The sequence below is a fragment of the Pseudomonas sp. BF-R-01 genome, from assembly GCF_019946615.1.
In the GTDB taxonomy this organism is placed as follows: domain Bacteria; phylum Pseudomonadota; class Gammaproteobacteria; order Pseudomonadales; family Pseudomonadaceae; genus Aquipseudomonas; species Aquipseudomonas migulae.
Genome location: NZ_JAGYFX010000124.1, coordinates 1 through 15907, shown reverse-complemented (window position 1 = coordinate 15907; position 15907 = coordinate 1). Strand labels below are relative to the sequence as shown.

The 15907-nt window shown below is 59.6% G+C and carries 15 protein-coding genes; 13 read left to right on the top strand and 2 right to left on the bottom strand.

Translation table 11 applies throughout. The annotated features are described in order from the left end of the window. Positions 1 to 85 precede the first annotated feature (85 nt). The 5 genes from KGB27_RS27890 (at position 86) to KGB27_RS27870 (ending at position 5559) form a co-directional block, all read left to right on the top strand. Positions 86 to 589 (top strand): ureidoglycolate lyase, encoded by a 504-nt coding sequence (locus tag KGB27_RS27890; protein ID WP_007988150.1) that lies wholly within the window; start codon positions 86 to 88, stop codon positions 587 to 589. 50 nt (positions 590 to 639) lie between these two features. Beyond that, on the top strand, positions 640 to 1932 hold the full coding sequence (locus tag KGB27_RS27885) for a urate hydroxylase PuuD (protein WP_223436116.1): 1293 nt from the start codon (positions 640 to 642) through the stop codon (positions 1930 to 1932). A gap of 168 nt (positions 1933 to 2100) precedes the next feature. After that, the gene (locus tag KGB27_RS27880) at positions 2101 to 3459 is read left to right on the top strand and encodes a nucleobase:cation symporter-2 family protein (protein ID WP_223557115.1); all 1359 of its coding nucleotides are present in this window, start codon (positions 2101 to 2103) and stop codon (positions 3457 to 3459) included. A gap of 153 nt (positions 3460 to 3612) precedes the next feature. Then, positions 3613 to 4398: an outer membrane protein OmpK gene (locus KGB27_RS27875; RefSeq protein ID WP_223557112.1), complete on the top strand. Its 786-nt coding sequence runs from the start codon at positions 3613 to 3615 to the stop codon at positions 4396 to 4398. A gap of 375 nt (positions 4399 to 4773) precedes the next feature. Further along, complete coding sequence (locus tag KGB27_RS27870; protein WP_223449353.1) at positions 4774 to 5559, top strand: outer membrane protein OmpK; 786 nt, start codon at positions 4774 to 4776, stop codon at positions 5557 to 5559. A 131-nt stretch (positions 5560 to 5690) separates the two neighbouring features. Here the strand turns inward: KGB27_RS27870 and KGB27_RS27865 are convergent, their stop codons facing one another. Together KGB27_RS27865 and KGB27_RS27855 are read right to left on the bottom strand one after the other, a co-directional pair. After that, positions 5691 to 6863 carry a patatin-like phospholipase family protein gene (locus tag KGB27_RS27865; protein WP_223557110.1) on the bottom strand — a complete coding sequence of 391 codons (1173 nt, stop codon included), beginning with the start codon at positions 6861 to 6863 and terminating at the stop codon, positions 5691 to 5693. A gap of 158 nt (positions 6864 to 7021) precedes the next feature. Next, entirely contained in the window at positions 7022 to 7954 is a 933-nt protein-coding gene (locus tag KGB27_RS27855; protein ID WP_008031451.1) for a lipid A biosynthesis lauroyl acyltransferase, read from the bottom strand. Between the two features lie 118 nt (positions 7955 to 8072). On the opposite strand from KGB27_RS27855, the gene minC reads away from it, so the two are divergent. The 8 genes from minC to KGB27_RS27815 all read left to right on the top strand — a co-directional run bounded on the left by minC (position 8073) and on the right by KGB27_RS27815 (position 15826). Then, the gene (minC, locus tag KGB27_RS27850) at positions 8073 to 8810 is read left to right on the top strand and encodes a septum site-determining protein MinC (protein WP_032828916.1); all 738 of its coding nucleotides are present in this window, start codon (positions 8073 to 8075) and stop codon (positions 8808 to 8810) included. Positions 8811 to 9010: 200 nt separating this feature from the next. Further along, the gene (gene minD, locus KGB27_RS27845; RefSeq protein ID WP_008040547.1) at positions 9011 to 9823 is read left to right on the top strand and encodes a septum site-determining protein MinD; all 813 of its coding nucleotides are present in this window, start codon (positions 9011 to 9013) and stop codon (positions 9821 to 9823) included. Beyond that, positions 9823 to 10077: a cell division topological specificity factor MinE gene (minE, locus tag KGB27_RS27840; RefSeq protein ID WP_007944431.1), complete on the top strand. Its 255-nt coding sequence runs from the start codon at positions 9823 to 9825 to the stop codon at positions 10075 to 10077. Before minD ends, minE begins: the two co-directional genes overlap by 1 nt. Before the next feature lie 189 nt (positions 10078 to 10266). Continuing rightward, a complete protein-coding gene (locus KGB27_RS27835) occupies positions 10267 to 10902 on the top strand; it encodes an RluA family pseudouridine synthase (RefSeq protein WP_008031443.1) in 636 nt (211 codons plus the stop codon). Positions 10903 to 11054: 152 nt separating this feature from the next. Then, positions 11055 to 11897, top strand: a complete 843-nt coding sequence (locus tag KGB27_RS27830; protein WP_008040546.1) for a lipopolysaccharide kinase InaA family protein — start codon at positions 11055 to 11057, stop codon at positions 11895 to 11897. A 106-nt stretch (positions 11898 to 12003) separates the two neighbouring features. Next, entirely contained in the window at positions 12004 to 13293 is a 1290-nt protein-coding gene (locus KGB27_RS27825; RefSeq protein WP_008040545.1) for a M18 family aminopeptidase, read from the top strand. Between the two features lie 121 nt (positions 13294 to 13414). Continuing rightward, positions 13415 to 13591, top strand: a complete 177-nt coding sequence (locus tag KGB27_RS27820) for a hypothetical protein (protein WP_008031437.1) — start codon at positions 13415 to 13417, stop codon at positions 13589 to 13591. Between the two features lie 78 nt (positions 13592 to 13669). After that, a complete protein-coding gene (locus KGB27_RS27815; RefSeq protein ID WP_192230170.1) occupies positions 13670 to 15826 on the top strand; it encodes a mechanosensitive ion channel family protein in 2157 nt (718 codons plus the stop codon). The last annotated feature ends 81 nt before the right edge of the window (positions 15827 to 15907 follow it).

Genomic DNA, 15907 nt, shown 5'->3' with positions numbered 1-15907 from the left:
GATGGGGCCCTCACTGACGCCATCGCCGGCAAGCCGGCTCCTACAAAGGCAGAACCCCAACACATTTGAGATTAAGAAGACCAGCATGCGCACATTGACGATTGAACCGCTGACCAAAGAAGCCTTCGCCCCTTTCGGTGACGTGATCGAAACCGACGGCAGCGATCACTTCATGATCAACAACGGTTCGACCATGCGCTTTCATAAACTGGCGACGGTTGAAACCGCCACGCCAGAAGACAAGGCGATCATCAGCATTTTCCGCGCCGACGCGCAGGACATGCCGCTGACCGTCAGCATGCTGGAGCGTCACCCGCTGGGCAGCCAGGCTTTCATTCCGCTGCTCGGCAACCCCTTTCTGATCGTGGTCGCGCCACTTGGCGATGAACCTGTATCAGGCTTGGTCCGCGCCTTCGTCACCAACGGCAGGCAGGGCATTAATTACCATCGCGGCGTCTGGCACCACCCGGTGCTGACGATCGAAAAGCGGGATGACTTCCTGGTGGTTGATCGCAGTGGCACAGGCAATAACTGCGATGAGCATTTTTTCAAAGAGGATGAGCGTTTGATCCTCGCCCCCCACCAATAAGAGAAGGTCTGATCACTCGACAACAGAGTGACAGGCGAGAGGTAAAGACTGTGGAAGCACATCTGTTGGAATGGCTGAACCTGAGCGTGCGCTGGGTTCACATGATTACTGGCGTGGCCTGGATCGGTGCGTCGTTCTATTTCGTCTGGCTGGAAAACAACCTCAATCGGGTCAACCCGAAAAGTGGTCTGGCCGGCGATTTGTGGGCGATCCACGGCGGCGGTATCTATCACCTGGAAAAATACAAACTGGCTCCACCGACCATGCCGGACAACCTGCACTGGTTCAAATGGGAAGCCTACTTCACCTGGATGTCGGGGATCGCGCTGCTGTGCGTGGTGTTCTACTCCAACCCGACGCTGTACTTGCTGGCACCGGGCAGTAGCCTGACCGGCCCTGAAGGTGTTGCCCTGGGCATCGCTTCTTTGTTCGTTGGCTGGTTCGTCTACTCCTTCCTCTGCGACTCGGCCCTGGGCAAACGCCCTGCCCTGCTCGGCTTCATCCTGTTCGTGCTGATCATCGGCGCCGCTTACGGCTTCAGCAAAGTGTTCAGCGGTCGTGGTGCGTACCTGCACGTCGGCGCGATCATCGGCACCATCATGGTCGGCAACGTGTTCCGCATTATCATGCCGGCGCAGCGCGCACTGGTAGCGGCGATTGCCGAGAACCGCACGCCCGATCCGGCACTGCCGGCCAAAGGCCTGCTGCGTTCGCGTCACAACAACTACTTCACCTTGCCGGTGCTGTTCATCATGATCAGCAACCACTTCCCGAGCACTTATGGCAGCCAGTACAACTGGCTGATCCTGGCCGGGATCGCGGTGCTGGCGGTGTTGGTGCGTCACTATTTCAACACCCGTCATGACAGCCACAAGTTTGCCTGGACCCTGCCCGTCGCAGCCGTGGGCATGATCTGCCTGGCTTACGTGACGGGCCCGGCGCAGATGCCAAGCGCACCTGAAGTGGCCAAGGCACCTGGCACCATCGAGTACCAGCCGCTGCCGGAAACCGCCCTCGGCGGTGGCGCCAAACCTGCCACACCGAAACCGGCTGAAGCACCGGTCCAGGCGGCAAACGCCGGCCCGGGTTTCGACAAGGTACACAGCGTGATCCAGGAACGTTGCGCGGTATGCCACTCGGCCAAGCCGACCAGCCCGTTGTTCAGCGCAGCACCGGCCGGCGTGATGTTCGATACCCCCGAGCAGATCCGCCAGAACGCGGCGCGCATCCAGGCTCAAGCCGTCACCAGCCAGATCATGCCACTGGGCAACATCACCCAGATGACCCAGCAGGAACGTGACCTGATCGGCGCGTGGATTGTTCAGGGAGCTCCGACCAACTAACCGTTGAAAAGCTTCGCGGGCAAGCCTCGCTCCTACAGGTTTTGCGTCGTTCACAAATGATGCAAATCGCCCCAGAACCTGTAGGAGCGAGGCTTGCCCGCGAATGGCCGCAACGCGGTCTTCCCTGATGCACAAAATCACAAGAATAAAAAAGATCCGAGGTGTTGCATGTCCGAGCTATCCCAAGCGCGCATCCCCGACGCACCCGCCATTCAGCGTTTGCCCCTTTTGCAACTGATCCTGGTCGGTCTGCAACATGTTTTGCTGATGTACGGCGGAGCCATCGCGGTGCCGCTGATCATCGGACAGGCCGCTGGCCTGAGTCGTGAAGAAATCGCCTTCCTGATCAACGCCGACCTGCTGGTGGCCGGCATCGCCACCATCGTCCAGTCGCTGGGCATCGGCCCGATGGGCATTCGCATGCCAGTGATGATGGGCGCCAGCTTCGCCGCCGTCGGCAGCATGGTCGCCATGGCCGGCATGCCCGGTATCGGTCTGCAAGGAATCTTCGGCGCGACCATCGCCGCCGGGTTCTTCGGCATGCTCATCGCACCGTTCATGTCCAAAGTCGTTCGGTTCTTCCCGCCGCTGGTGACCGGCACAGTCATCACCTCGATCGGTTTGTCGTTGTTCCCCGTCGCCGTCAATTGGGCGGGCGGTGGTGCCGGCGCCGCTCAATTCGGTTCACCGATTTACCTGGCCATCGCCGCGCTGGTGCTGGCCACCATTCTGTTGGTCCATCGTTTCATGCGCGGTTTCTGGGTCAACATTTCCGTGCTGATCGGCATGTGCCTCGGTTACGTGATCTGCGGGTTGATCGGCATGGTCGACCTCAGCGGCATGGCCCAGACGCCTTGGCTGCAATTCGTCACCCCGCTGCACTTCGGCATGCCGAAGTTTGAACTCGCGCCGATTCTGTCGATGTGCCTGGTGGTGGTGATCATCTTCGTCGAGTCCACCGGGATGTTCCTCGCGCTGGGCAAAATCACCGGCCAGGAAGTCTGCCCACGGATGTTGCGTCGCGGCTTGCTGTGCGATGCCGGCGCGTCGTTCTTCGCCGGTTTCTTCAACACCTTCACCCACTCCTCTTTCGCGCAGAACATCGGCCTGGTGCAGATGACCGGCGTGCGCTGCCGTTCGGTGACCATCGTTGCCGGCGGGTTGCTGGTGGTGTTGAGCCTGCTGCCGAAAGCCGCGTTCCTGGTCGCCTCGATTCCACCCGCCGTGCTCGGCGGTGCGGCGATTGCGATGTTCGGCATGGTCGCCGCCACCGGGATCAAGATTCTCCAGGAAGCTGACATCGGTGACCGTCGCAACCAATTGCTGGTGGCGGTGAGCATCGGCATGGGCCTGATTCCGGTGGTACGTCCGGAGTTCTTCGCCCACCTGCCGTTGTGGATGAGCCCGATCACCCACAGCGGCATCGCCATGGCGACGTTAAGTGCCTTGGCGCTGAACCTGCTGTTCAACATCCTCGGCGGCAAGGAACGCGCCACGATCAACGACTGCCACGCCCACTCGCACTAAGACAGAACGCAAACCCTGTAGGAGCCGGCTTGCTGGCGAAGCGGTGGGTCAGACGACATCAATGTTGGATGTTCTGACCTCATCGCCAGCAAGCCGGCTCCTACAGGGGTGGGACACCTGCGCCTTGAAAATAAAAACAAGAGGGAGCAACAGATGATTCGGACACAGACAAACCTGCTGTTAGGCAGCGGTCTTCTGGCTGCCAGCCAAGCCATGGCCGGCGATTTACTGCTGTGGCAGACCAACAGCCTGAGCTATCTGTACGGCAAGGATTTCGCGATCAACCCGTCGATTCAGCAGACGATCACCTTCGAACACGCCGACCGCTGGAAGTACGGCGACAACTTCCTGTTCGTCGACAGCACCTACTACAACGGCGAGAAAGACCGGAACAAAGGCGTTCACGCCTATTACGGCGAATTCAGCCCACGCCTCTCCTTCGGCAAAATCCTCGACCGCCGCTTCGAATTCGGCCCGATCAAGGACGTGTTGCTGGCCATGACCTACGAGAATGGCGAAGACGACACCGAAGCCTACCTGATCGGCCCCGGCTTCGACCTTGCAGTACCGGGCTTCAACTTTTTCACCTTGAATTTCTACTATCGCCAGACCGAAGGCTCGCGCCCCGGCGATGATGTCTGGCAGATCACACCGGCCTGGTCCTACACCGTCCCGCTGGGCAATTCGAACCTGTTGATCGACGGCTACCTCGACTGGGTCGTGGACAACGACCAGAACTCGCGCGGCACCTATCACGCCAACCTGCATTTCAACCCGCAGATCAAATACGACCTGGGCAAGGCCTTGGGCTGGCGGGAGAAACAGGTGTATGTCGGCGTCGAGTACAGCTACTGGAAAGACAAGTACGGCGTGGAAAACAACGCCCGCCTCGACACCAATGAAAACACCACCAGCCTGCTGGTGAAGGTGCACTTTTAAGATGACCCGCAACAGTGCCCAAAACCTGTCGTCGGTGCGCTGTTGCGGGGCACTTGAGACCCGGCCCTGGAGTCAGTATTCTCCGCGGCCGCCTGAATCCGCTTTAAAAAAAAGCCCGGATTTAATTCCTGACCAGAAAGCCAACTTATCCCGGCCCTGGACGGTATCAAGGCATTCCAACCCCCCTCTCAATCGACGGCTCTTGAGCCGCCGAACGGGAGTTTTTTTGCTTTTCGAAAGCCTTGGCGCAGCTCTTGCTAACACCACTGAAGCTGACCGATTGGATGATTTTTTACCGCTACGGAAAAAGGCGCCACACCAGAGCGCCGACCTTAAAAAAACAACGTGAAACACCTACTTTTTGGGAGCAACCGAATGAAACGTACGTGCACTAGCCTGATGCTGGCGGGATCCTTGCTGGCCGGGGGCCAGGCCATGGCCGGCGACTTGCTGCAATGGCAGAACAACAGCCTGACCTACCTGTATGGCAAGGACTTCCAGGTCAACCCGCGCATTCAGCAGACCGTGACCTTCGAACACGCCGATGGCTGGAAATATGGGGATAACTTCTTCTTCGTCGACAAGATCTTCTACAACGGCGAAAAGGATTTCAACGTCGGCCCGAACACCTATTACGGTGAGTTCAGCCCACGCATTTCCCTGGGCAAAGTCCTCGACCAGAAAGTCGAATTCGGCCCGGTCAAAGATGTGTTGCTGGCCATGACGTACGAGTTTGGTGAAGGCGATACCGAGTCCTACCTGATCGGCCCGGGTTTCGACCTGGCGATTCCAGGCTTCGACTACTTCCAGCTGAACTTCTACCAGCGTCATACCGAAGGCAGCCGTGCGGGCGACAACGTCTGGCAGATCACCCCGGTCTGGTCCTACACCATCCCGGTCGGCGATTCGAGCATCCTGATCGATGGTTTCATGGACTGGGTAGTCGACAACGACTCCAACTCCAAAGGCGACTACCACGCCAACCTGCACTTCAACCCGCAGGTTAAATATGACCTGGGTAAAGCGCTGAATTTTGGCGAGAAACAGTTGTATGTGGGTGTGGAGTATGACTATTGGTCGGACAAGTACGGGATTAAGGATAGCCAGTACTTCAAGACTGATCAGAGCACGACGAGCTTCCTGGTGAAGTTCCACTTCTGATCCAGCGGCGTCTGTGAGGACGCCTTCGCGGGCAAGCCATGCTCCTACAGGTTTTGTGCCGTTCGCCCATTATGTGAACGACACAAAACCTGTAGGAGCATGGCTTGCCCGCGAAGGTCGCGCCGCCGATCTCAAGCCGGAATCACCGGCTGTTCCAACCCAAGAAACCGACACAATTCATCCTGCTTGGCCAACGCATCGCGCCGCCCCAGATCTATCAACTCGCTGCAATACCCCGCCTCGAACAGCAGGTAACTCAACACCCCCGCCCCGCTGGTCTTGGTCGCCCCCGGACCGCGCAGAAACAGACGCAGCGCTGCCGGCAACTCCTGGCGATGTCGCGCAGCAATCTCATCAATCGGCTGGCTCGGCGAAATCACCAGCACCTCCACCGGCGCTACGCCGAGCGTGCGGGTCGGCGTGCCGGCGGGCATCAGATGGCTGAACTGATTCAAGCGTTGCAGCAGTTCGATGTCACTTTCCAGGCTGTCAATGAACGTACTGTTGAGCATGTGCCCACCGATCTGCGCGAGCGTCGGCTGCTGTCCGGTGTAGGCCCGTTGCAGCGGTCGTTCCGGGTCGACACCGCGCGGGTTGCCGCTGACGCCCACCACCAGCACGCGGCTGGCACCCAGGTGCAGGGCCGGGCTGATCGGTGCCGATTGGCGCACCGCGCCGTCACCGAAATATTCCTCGCCGATTTTTACCGGGGCGAACAGCAATGGGATGGCGGAGCTGGCGAGCAGGTGCTCGACGGTCAACTGCGCAGGAACGCCGATGCGTCGATGGCGTAACCAGGCGTCGATGGTGCCGCCGCCCTGATAGAAGGTGACTGCCTGACCCGATTCGTAACCGAACGCGGTGACCGCCACGGCCTTCAACTGCTTCTGCGCGATGGCTTCGGCGATGCCGGTCATGTGCAATTTGTCGTTGAGCAACCGGCGCAGCGGCGAGCTGTTGAGCAGGGCCACCGGCACCTGAGCGCCGATGCCGAGCAGACTGTGGCTGACAAACCGGCTGGCCTGACGGATCACGCCCGGCCAGTCGCTGCGCAAAACCAGATGGCTACGGAACCCTTGCCAGAAAGCAGTCAGGCGTTCGATGGCATTGCGAAAGTCCATCGCCCCACTGGCGAGGCTGACCGCATTGATCGCCCCGGCCGAGGTGCCGACGATCACCGGGAACGGATTGTTTGCCCCCACCGGCAGCAATTCGGCAATCGCTGCCAGCACGCCGACCTGATAGGCCGCCCGAGCCCCGCCGCCGGAAAGAATCAACCCTGTAACCGGTTCGCCTGGACTCATGCACAACACTCCATGGTGCTAGTTGGAATTTTCCATTTCCCTGTAGGAGCGAGACCGGCTTGCCGGCAATGGTCGTCAACGATGACGTTGGCTGCCTGACACTCCGCGACGCTCTCGGGTTTTTCGCGAGCAGGCTCGCTCCTACAGGGATTGGGGGTTCAACCGCGTTTTGCGTACAACTTGGGTTCGCCCGGCGGACGACTCTTGAAGCGGCGATGGGCCCAGAGGTATTGCTCCGGGCAGTCGCGCAAGACGCCTTCGATCCATTGGTTGATCCGCAGGCAATCGGCCTCTTCGGTCTCGCCAGGGAAACCTTCGAGCGGCGCATGGATCACCAAGCGATAACCGCTGCCGTCCGCCAGACGCTCTTGCGTGAACGGCACCACCAGCGCCTTGCCCAGCCGCGCAAACTTGCTGGTGGCAGTGACGGTTGCGGCCTGAATCCCGAACAGCGGCACGAAGATGCTTTGCTTGGCGCCGTAGTCCTGATCCGGTGCGTACCAGATCGCCCGGCCGGCCCGCAGCAGTTTGAGCATGCCGCGCACGTCTTCACGCTCCACAGCCAGCGAGTCGAGGTTGTGTCGCTCGCGGCCATTGCGCTGGATGTAATCGAACAGCGGGTTCTTGTGCTCGCGGTACATGCCGTCGATGGTGTGTTGCTGGCCGAGCAGCGCCGCGCCGATTTCCAGCGTGGTGAAATGCACGGCCATCAGAATCACGCCCTTGCCTTCGCGCTGGGCCTTTTTCAGGTGCTCCAGCCCTTCGACATGCGCCAACCTGGCCAGGCGCTCCCGCGACCACCACCAGCTCATGGCCATTTCAAAGAATGCGATGCCGGTGGAGGCAAAGTTTTCCTTGAGCAGGCGCTTGCGCTCGGCAGCGGATTTTTCCGGGAAGCACAGCTCCAGGTTGCGCTTGGCAATGCGCCGTCGGTCGCCCGCCGCGCGATACATCAATGCACCGAGGGCACGACCAATAAACAGCAGCGCCGGGTATGGCAACTGAACGATCAGCCACAACAGCCCCAAGCCGCACCACAGCGGCCAGAAACGCGGCATCAGAAATGTTTTTTGAAAACGCGGGCGATCCATTAAAGGTTCCGGAAAGACAATGGCCGCGCATTCTACATCGTTCGACCCGGCTTGCGGCTCGCGAGCGTTCTCGTTATAAGTCTCGGCACTTTTAGTGACAAGCCGTTGTATGCCGACCATGAGCCAAATCGAACCGCAAGACCAGGATCCCGTGTTCCAGTTGAAGGGCAGCATGCTCGCCATTACCGTGCTGGAGCTGGCCCGCAACGACCTCGAAAGCCTTGATCGGCAATTGGCCGCCAAGGTCGCCCAGGCGCCCGGCTTCTTCAGCAACGCGCCGCTGGTACTGGCGCTGGACAAGCTTCCGGCCAGCGAAGGTGCGGTCGATCTGCCAGGCTTGATGCGCGTCTGCCGCCAGCACGGCCTGCGCACCCTGGCGATCCGTGCCAGTCGCATCGAAGACATCGCCGCCGCCATCGCGGTCGACCTGCCGGTGCTGCCGCCGTCCGGCGCCCGCGAGCGTCCGCTGGACCCGCTTGAAGGCACCGTGGCGAAGAAACCGGAAAAACCCGCTGAACCGACGATCAAACCGACGAAAATCATCACCTCGCCGGTACGCGGCGGCCAGCAGATTTATGCCCAGGGTTGCGACCTCGTCGTGATCTCTTCGGTCAGCCCGGGGGCGGAACTTCTCGCCGACGGCAACATCCATGTATACGGACCGATGCGTGGTCGTGTATTGGCCGGGGTCAAAGGCGACACGAAAGCCAGGATTTTCTGTCAGCAAATGAGCGCTGAACTGGTCTCCATCGCAGGCCACTACAAGGTTTCGGAAGATCTGCGTCGCGACCCTTTGTGGGGCGCGGGTGTACAGGTCAGCCTGTCGGGCGATGTGTTGAACATCATTCGGCTTTAACGGATACTGCCGCATTTTCCAAGCATCTCTAAAACGTAGCGAAAACGGCTCAAACGAAGTAGGAAAAAGGCCTAAAGCAGTGTTTACCGGGGGTAAGCGCGGTTCATGACCGGATTCCAGCCAAGCTGTCCGACTGCAGTCGTTTTTCCAGAGATGTTTTTCAGGGGCTAAATGTCCTTTTTCCTTAGGGGTGAAACACCTTGGCCAAGATTCTCGTGGTTACATCCGGCAAGGGTGGTGTGGGTAAGACCACCACCAGTGCTGCTATCGGTACCGGCCTCGCACTGCGCGGTCACAAAACAGTTATCGTCGACTTCGACGTCGGCTTGCGTAACCTCGACCTGATCATGGGTTGCGAGCGTCGCGTCGTGTATGACTTCGTCAACGTGGTTAACGGCGAAGCCAACCTGCAACAGGCCCTGATCAAAGACAAACGCCTGGAAAACCTCTACGTACTGGCCGCCAGTCAGACCCGCGACAAAGACGCGCTGACTGTCGAAGGCGTGGAAAAAGTCCTGATGGCGTTGAAGGAAGACTTCGAATTCGTGGTCTGCGACTCCCCGGCCGGCATCGAGAAAGGTGCTCACCTGGCCATGTACTTCGCCGATGAAGCGATCGTCGTGACCAACCCGGAAGTCTCCTCGGTTCGTGACTCGGACCGCATGCTGGGCCTGCTGGCCAGCAAATCGCGTCGCGCCGAAAACGGCGAAGACCCGATCAAGGAACACTTGCTGTTGACCCGTTACAACCCGCAACGCGTCAGCGATGGCGAGATGCTCGGCGTTGAAGACGTCAAGGAAATTCTCGCTGTGACCCTGCTGGGTGTGATCCCTGAGTCCCAAGCGGTACTCAAGGCGTCCAACTCCGGCGTGCCGGTGATTCTCGACGATCAAAGCGACGCCGGTCAGGCGTACAGCGATGCGGTCGAACGCCTGCTGGGCAAAACCGTGGAGCATCGGTTTCTCGATGTGACGAAGAAAGGATTCTTTGAGCGTCTGTTTGGAGGCCGGTAATGAACATTTTTGACTTCTTTCGTGCTAACAAGAAGCCAAGTACCGCCTCGGTAGCGAAAGAGCGTCTACAGATCATCGTGGCGCATGAACGCGGCCAACGCAGTACGCCGGATTACTTGCCAGCCTTGCAGAAAGAGCTGGTCGAAGTCATCCGCAAGTACGTCAATATCGGGTCCGATGACGTGCATGTCGCCCTGGAAAACCAGGGTAGCTGCTCGATTCTGGAACTCAATATCACCCTGCCGGATCGCTGAGTCGATCCGTCGGGAGCCACGGCGGCTCGATTATTTGGGTGCCCTCGTGTGTAGGAGCCGGCTTGCTGGCGATGCAGGCAACGCGGACTAACTGATTCACCGCGTTGATGCTATCGCCAGCAAGCCGGCTCCTACACGAGGGTACGCAAGTGATCGAGTCGCCGTTGGCGTTTGTTACGAGGCTGTTTAATGCCGCTGTCCAACGTCCACATCATTCATCAGGACGCCGCCGTACTGGTGGTGAATAAACCGACCCTGTTGCTTTCCGTCCCTGGCCGGGCCGATGACAACAAGGATTGCCTGATCACCCGCCTGCAAGAAAACGGCTACCCCGAAGCCCGCATCGTCCATCGCCTGGACTGGGAAACCTCCGGCATCATTCTGCTGGCCCGTGACCCGGACACCCATCGCGAATTGTCTCGGCAATTTCACGACCGTGAAACCGAAAAGGCCTACACCGCACTTTGCTGGGGTCAGCCGGAACTGGACAGCGGCAGCATCGACCTGCCCCTGCGCTACGACCCGCCGACCAAGCCGCGCCATGTGGTGGATTTCGAGTTCGGCAAAAACGCCCTGACATTCTGGCGCGTGCTGGAACGATGCGGCGACTGGTGCCGGGTTGAACTGACGCCAATCACCGGCCGCTCCCATCAGTTGCGCGTGCACATGCTCTCCATCGGCCACCCGCTGCTGGGTGACGGGCTCTATGCCCACGAGCAGGCGCTGGCTGCCTGGCCACGGCTATGCCTGCACGCGAGCATGCTCAGCTTCACTCACCCGCAGACCGGTGAACGCCTGCGTTTCGAGTGCCCCGCTCCGTTTTGAGCAGACTCGCCGAAATGAAAAACGCCCTTCAACTGAAGGGCGTTTTCATTTACTGAAACAAATTACCCGTCGTAAAAATGGCGTTAAATTATTGTCATAAATTTGTAAAGAAACGTAAAATGATGGCACTACGATAGCAGGCAGGATGCCCCGTGCTCAGTTGCAAGACACTTCAGAACGACTACCCAATCACCTTCAACTTTTCCAACACCACCCTGCACCTCAGTGAACAGCCTTGCATCGAAGCACGGCAAGCGCTGGAGCAACTGATTGAAAAGCGCAGCGCTCGCAAGCTCACCCGCGCGAGCGCACCGCTCGCCAGCGGTGACACCCCTCTATTTGCCAAGGTTCAGCCGCTGGATACGTTAAAGGCGAAAGTGCGGGTAACCTTTGGCAAACCACAGCGCAACGGTCGCTTCGACTGGCCGCTGGAAGAACTGATCAATACCCATGAAGCGCAGCGCCGTGGCGTCCGGATGCCACCACTGCAAGGGTTTGGCTACACCAAGGATCTGCTGGGACTGACCCAGGAGTATTTCATTATCACGCGCCTGCTTGACGACCATCTTGACGGCGTACAGTGGCTTAAACGCAACCCCGGCAACGTGGAGGCATTTATCCTGGATGCTTTCGACCTGCTCCACTCCCTTGCCCTGAAGAACATCACTCACATGGATTTCTGGGCCGGCAACATCATGATCCCCGAATCGTCGCAGTCACCGCTCAAAGCCATCGATTTTGAAAACTGCTTCTCCGGCCAGACACCCCATCAAAGCGAAACCCTGGGTTTCCAGCTGGGATTTTTCTATCGCCGGGAAATCTACAAACACATTACTGAAGCCGACTATGATCGGCTGGTTGAAACGTACACAGGACAACTCCCAGGCATCTCGAAGAAAAAGTTCAACCCGGTGTATGTCGCGAGCAAGCATGAATACGTGGGTCGCAAGCAACGCCGTGAAGTGTTCCTCAGCGGACTTCTGATCACAGGCTGACGCGCAAATCAGACCCACCGACAAACGTCGCGCGACGGACGGCATTGTGTCTGCAATGCCATGAGCCAATACGGTAAACTTGCGCCATTGCTGTCTGGAGCTACTTATGCGCGAAGAGTTGAACCAAGGCCTGATCGATTTCCTCAAGGCCTCCCCTACCCCGTTTCATGCCACCGCCAGCCTTGTTCAGCGCCTGGAAGCGGCGGGTTATCAGCGTCTCGACGAACGCGAGCCCTGGACCACCGAAGCTAACGGCCGCTACTACGTCACCCGTAACGACTCTTCGATTGTCGCCGTCAAAATGGGCCGTCACTCTCCCCTGCACGGCGGTATCCGCCTGGTCGGCGCCCATACCGACAGCCCGTGCCTGCGAGTCAAACCCCAGCCGGAACTGCAACGCCAGGGTTTCTGGCAGCTGGGTGTCGAAGTGTATGGCGGCGCGCTGCTGGCTCCGTGGTTCGACCGCGATCTGTCCCTGGCGGGCCGCGTGACCTTCCGCCGCGACGGCAAGGTCGAGAGCCAGCTGATCGACTTCAAGACGCCGATTGCGATCATTCCCAACCTGGCCATTCACCTCAATCGTGAAGCCAACATGGGTTGGGCGATCAACGCCCAGACCGAATTGCCGCCAATCCTCGCGCAGTTCGCCGGTGACGAGCGCGTGGACTTCCGCGCCGTGCTCACCAATCAACTTGCTCTCGAGCATGGCCTGAACGCCGACGTGGTGCTCGACTACGAGTTGAGCTTCTACGATACCCAGAGCGCTGCGGTCATCGGCCTGCATGGCGACTTCATCGCCGGTGCGCGCCTCGACAACCTGCTGTCCTGCTACGCCGGCCTGCAAGCGTTGCTGACGGCTGAAACCGACGAAACCTGCGTACTGGTCGCCAATGACCACGAAGAAGTCGGCTCCTGCTCGGCCTGTGGCGCTGACGGCCCGATGCTGGAACAGACGCTGCGTCGTTTGTTGCCCGAAGGTGATGAATTCGTACGCACCATTCAGAAATCCCTGCTGGTCTCGGCCGACAATGCCCACGGCGTACACCCCAACTACGCCGACAAGCACGACGCCAACCACGGCCCGAAACTCAACGCCGGCCCGGTGATCAAGGTCAACAGCAACCAGCGTTACGCCACCAACAGCGAAACCGCCGGGTTCTTCCGCCATCTGTGCATGGCCGAAGAAGTGCCGGTGCAAAGCTTCGTGGTGCGCAGCGACATGGGCTGCGGCTCGACCATCGGCCCGATCACCGCCAGCCACCTGGGCGTGCGCACCGTGGACATCGGCCTGCCGACATTCGCCATGCACTCGATCCGCGAACTGTGCGGCAGTCATGATCTGGCGCACCTGGTGAAAGTGCTTAGCGCGTTCTACGCCAGCCAGGAATTGCCATAAAACCTGTAGGAGCCGGCTTGCCGGCGATGGCGTCCTTGAAATCGCTATCGCCGGCAAGCCGGCTCCTACACGTGTTAAAACCGCTAGACTTTAAATACCCCCTTCGACAAGGCAGTCGCTCATGATCTCGATGTCTTCATTTCACGCCATGCTGATCCCGATTCTTGCCGGGATGATCCTGCTGGCGATCGGCTTCAACTTCCGCGACAAGAATGCCGGCGTGTTCGCGATGTGGATCGGCATGCTGACCATCCTCGCTACCGTGGTCTTCAAGATCCTCGCCAAACTCAACGAATAAATCCTCGCCCTCGGCTCGCATTGATTTTGGCGGGCTCGTACACTCGGTCGATCTGCTCTTTTCAAGGTTGACCGCCTAGTGTTCGCTCGTCTTTTTGCCCTGCCCAGCCTTTTCCTCGTCTGCCTGATGGCGCTGCTGCCGGTCATGCCGGCCCAGGCCGTCGGTTTACCGAGCTTGCTCAACAGCTCGGCGAAAACCCAGCCCGAGGCGCAAGAACCCCTCGGGCAATCCCTCGACGAAGTCATCAAGTCACTGGAGAACGATCAGCAACGCAGCAAATTGCTGGCCGACTTGAAGAAACTGCGCGACGCCACCAAAAAAGCCCAACCGGCTGCCGAAGAAGGCGTGTTGGGCCTGATTGGCGGCACGCTGGCCAATTTTGAAAAACAATTCTCCGGCGCTGACAGCCCGCTCACACGCTGGTCCGACGAGTTTGATCTGGCCAAGGAAGAACTGGCAGGGTTGGTGTTGCCGGCCAATGAATGGCTGCCGATCATCTTTGGCTTCGCCATGATTCTGATGGTCTGGAGCCTGCTGGCCGCCGCGCTGATCTGGCTCGGTCACCGGGTGCGGATGCGCTTTGGCCTGACCGAAGAATTACCGCAGCACCCCAAGGCCCTCGACATGTTGCGCTTTGCCCTGCGCAAACTCGGGCCTTGGCTGATCGCCCTGGTGATGACCGTCTACATGACCTACGCCCTGCCCTCGTCATTGGGCAAAAGCCTGGCGATGGTGCTGGCCTATGCGCTGGTGGTCGGCACGTGTTTTTCGGCGATCTGCGTGATCGCCTTTTCCTTGCTCGACGGGCCACACCGCCACCGCGCCTTGTACATCCTGCGGCATCAGGCCTTTCGGCCGTTGTGGCTGATCGGCAGTTTTGCCGCGTTCGGCGAAGCCTTGAACGACCCGCGACTGGTCGCCAGCCTCGGCAGCCATTTGGCGCACACCGCCGCCACCATCGCCAACGTGCTGGCTGCGCTGTCTACCGGGTTGTTCATCCTGCGTTTCCGACGCCCCATCGCCCACTTGATCCGCAACCAACCGCTGTCACGGCGCCTGACCCGCCGCGCACTCAGCGACACCATCGAAATTCTCGGCACCTTCTGGTACATGCCAGCGCTAGTGCTGGTGGCGATTTCGCTGTTCGCCACGTTCGTTTCCGCCGGCGACACCAGCACCGCGTTGCGCCAATCGCTGATCTGCACCGTGCTGCTGGTGTTGTGCATGGTCATCAACGGGCTGGTGCGCCGGCACGCACTGAAACCGCAACGTGGCGTGAAGCGCCATGCACTGTATTCCGAACGCCTGAAAAGCTTCTTCTATACCCTCGCCCACTTGCTGGTGTGGCTGGCGTTCATCGAACTTGGCCTGCGGGTCTGGGGCATGTCGCTGATTGCGTTCACCGAAGGCGAAGGCCATGAAGTCAGCGTCAAACTGTTCAGCCTCGGCGGCACACTGATTTTTGCCTGGCTGATCTGGATCCTCAGCGACACGGCGGTGCACCACGCCCTCACCCGCTCGCGTAAAGGCCAGGCCAACGCCCGTGCGCAGACGATGATGCCGCTGATCCGCAACGTGCTGTTCGTGGCGATTTTCATCGTTGCACTGATCGTCGCCCTGGCGAACATGGGCATGAACGTCACACCACTGCTGGCCGGTGCCGGCGTGATCGGCCTGGCCATCGGTTTCGGCGCACAATCGTTGGTCGCGGACCTGATCACCGGGCTGTTCATCATCATCGAGGACTCCCTGGCCATCGACGACTACGTGGATGTCGGCGGCCACCTCGGCACTGTCGAGGGCCTGACCATTCGTACCGTGCGCCTGCGGGACATCGACGGCATCGTCCACACCATCCCGTTCAGTGAAATCAAAAGCATCAAGAACTACTCGCGAGAGTTCGGCTACGCGATCTTTCGCGTGGCGATCCCCTCGAACATGGACATCGATAACGCGATCAAACTGATGCGCGACGTCGGCCAGAAGATGCGCGCCGATCCACTGCAACGACGCAACATCTGGTCGCCGCTGGAGATTCAAGGGGTCGAGAGTTTCGAGTCAGGCAACGCGATTCTGCGGGCCCGCTTCAAGACCGCGCCGATCAAGCAGTGGGAAGTTTCCCGGGCGTTCAACCTGTCCTTGAAACGACACCTGGATGAAGCCGGGCTTGATCTGGCGACACCGCGCATGAGTGTGCAAGTGGTCACGGCGGGCGGCGGGCCCGCAACAGATTAAACCCACCCCCTGTAGGAGCCGGCTTGCCGGCGATGGACGTGAACGATTACGCTTGCTGCCTGAATGAACGCGGTGCCTTTG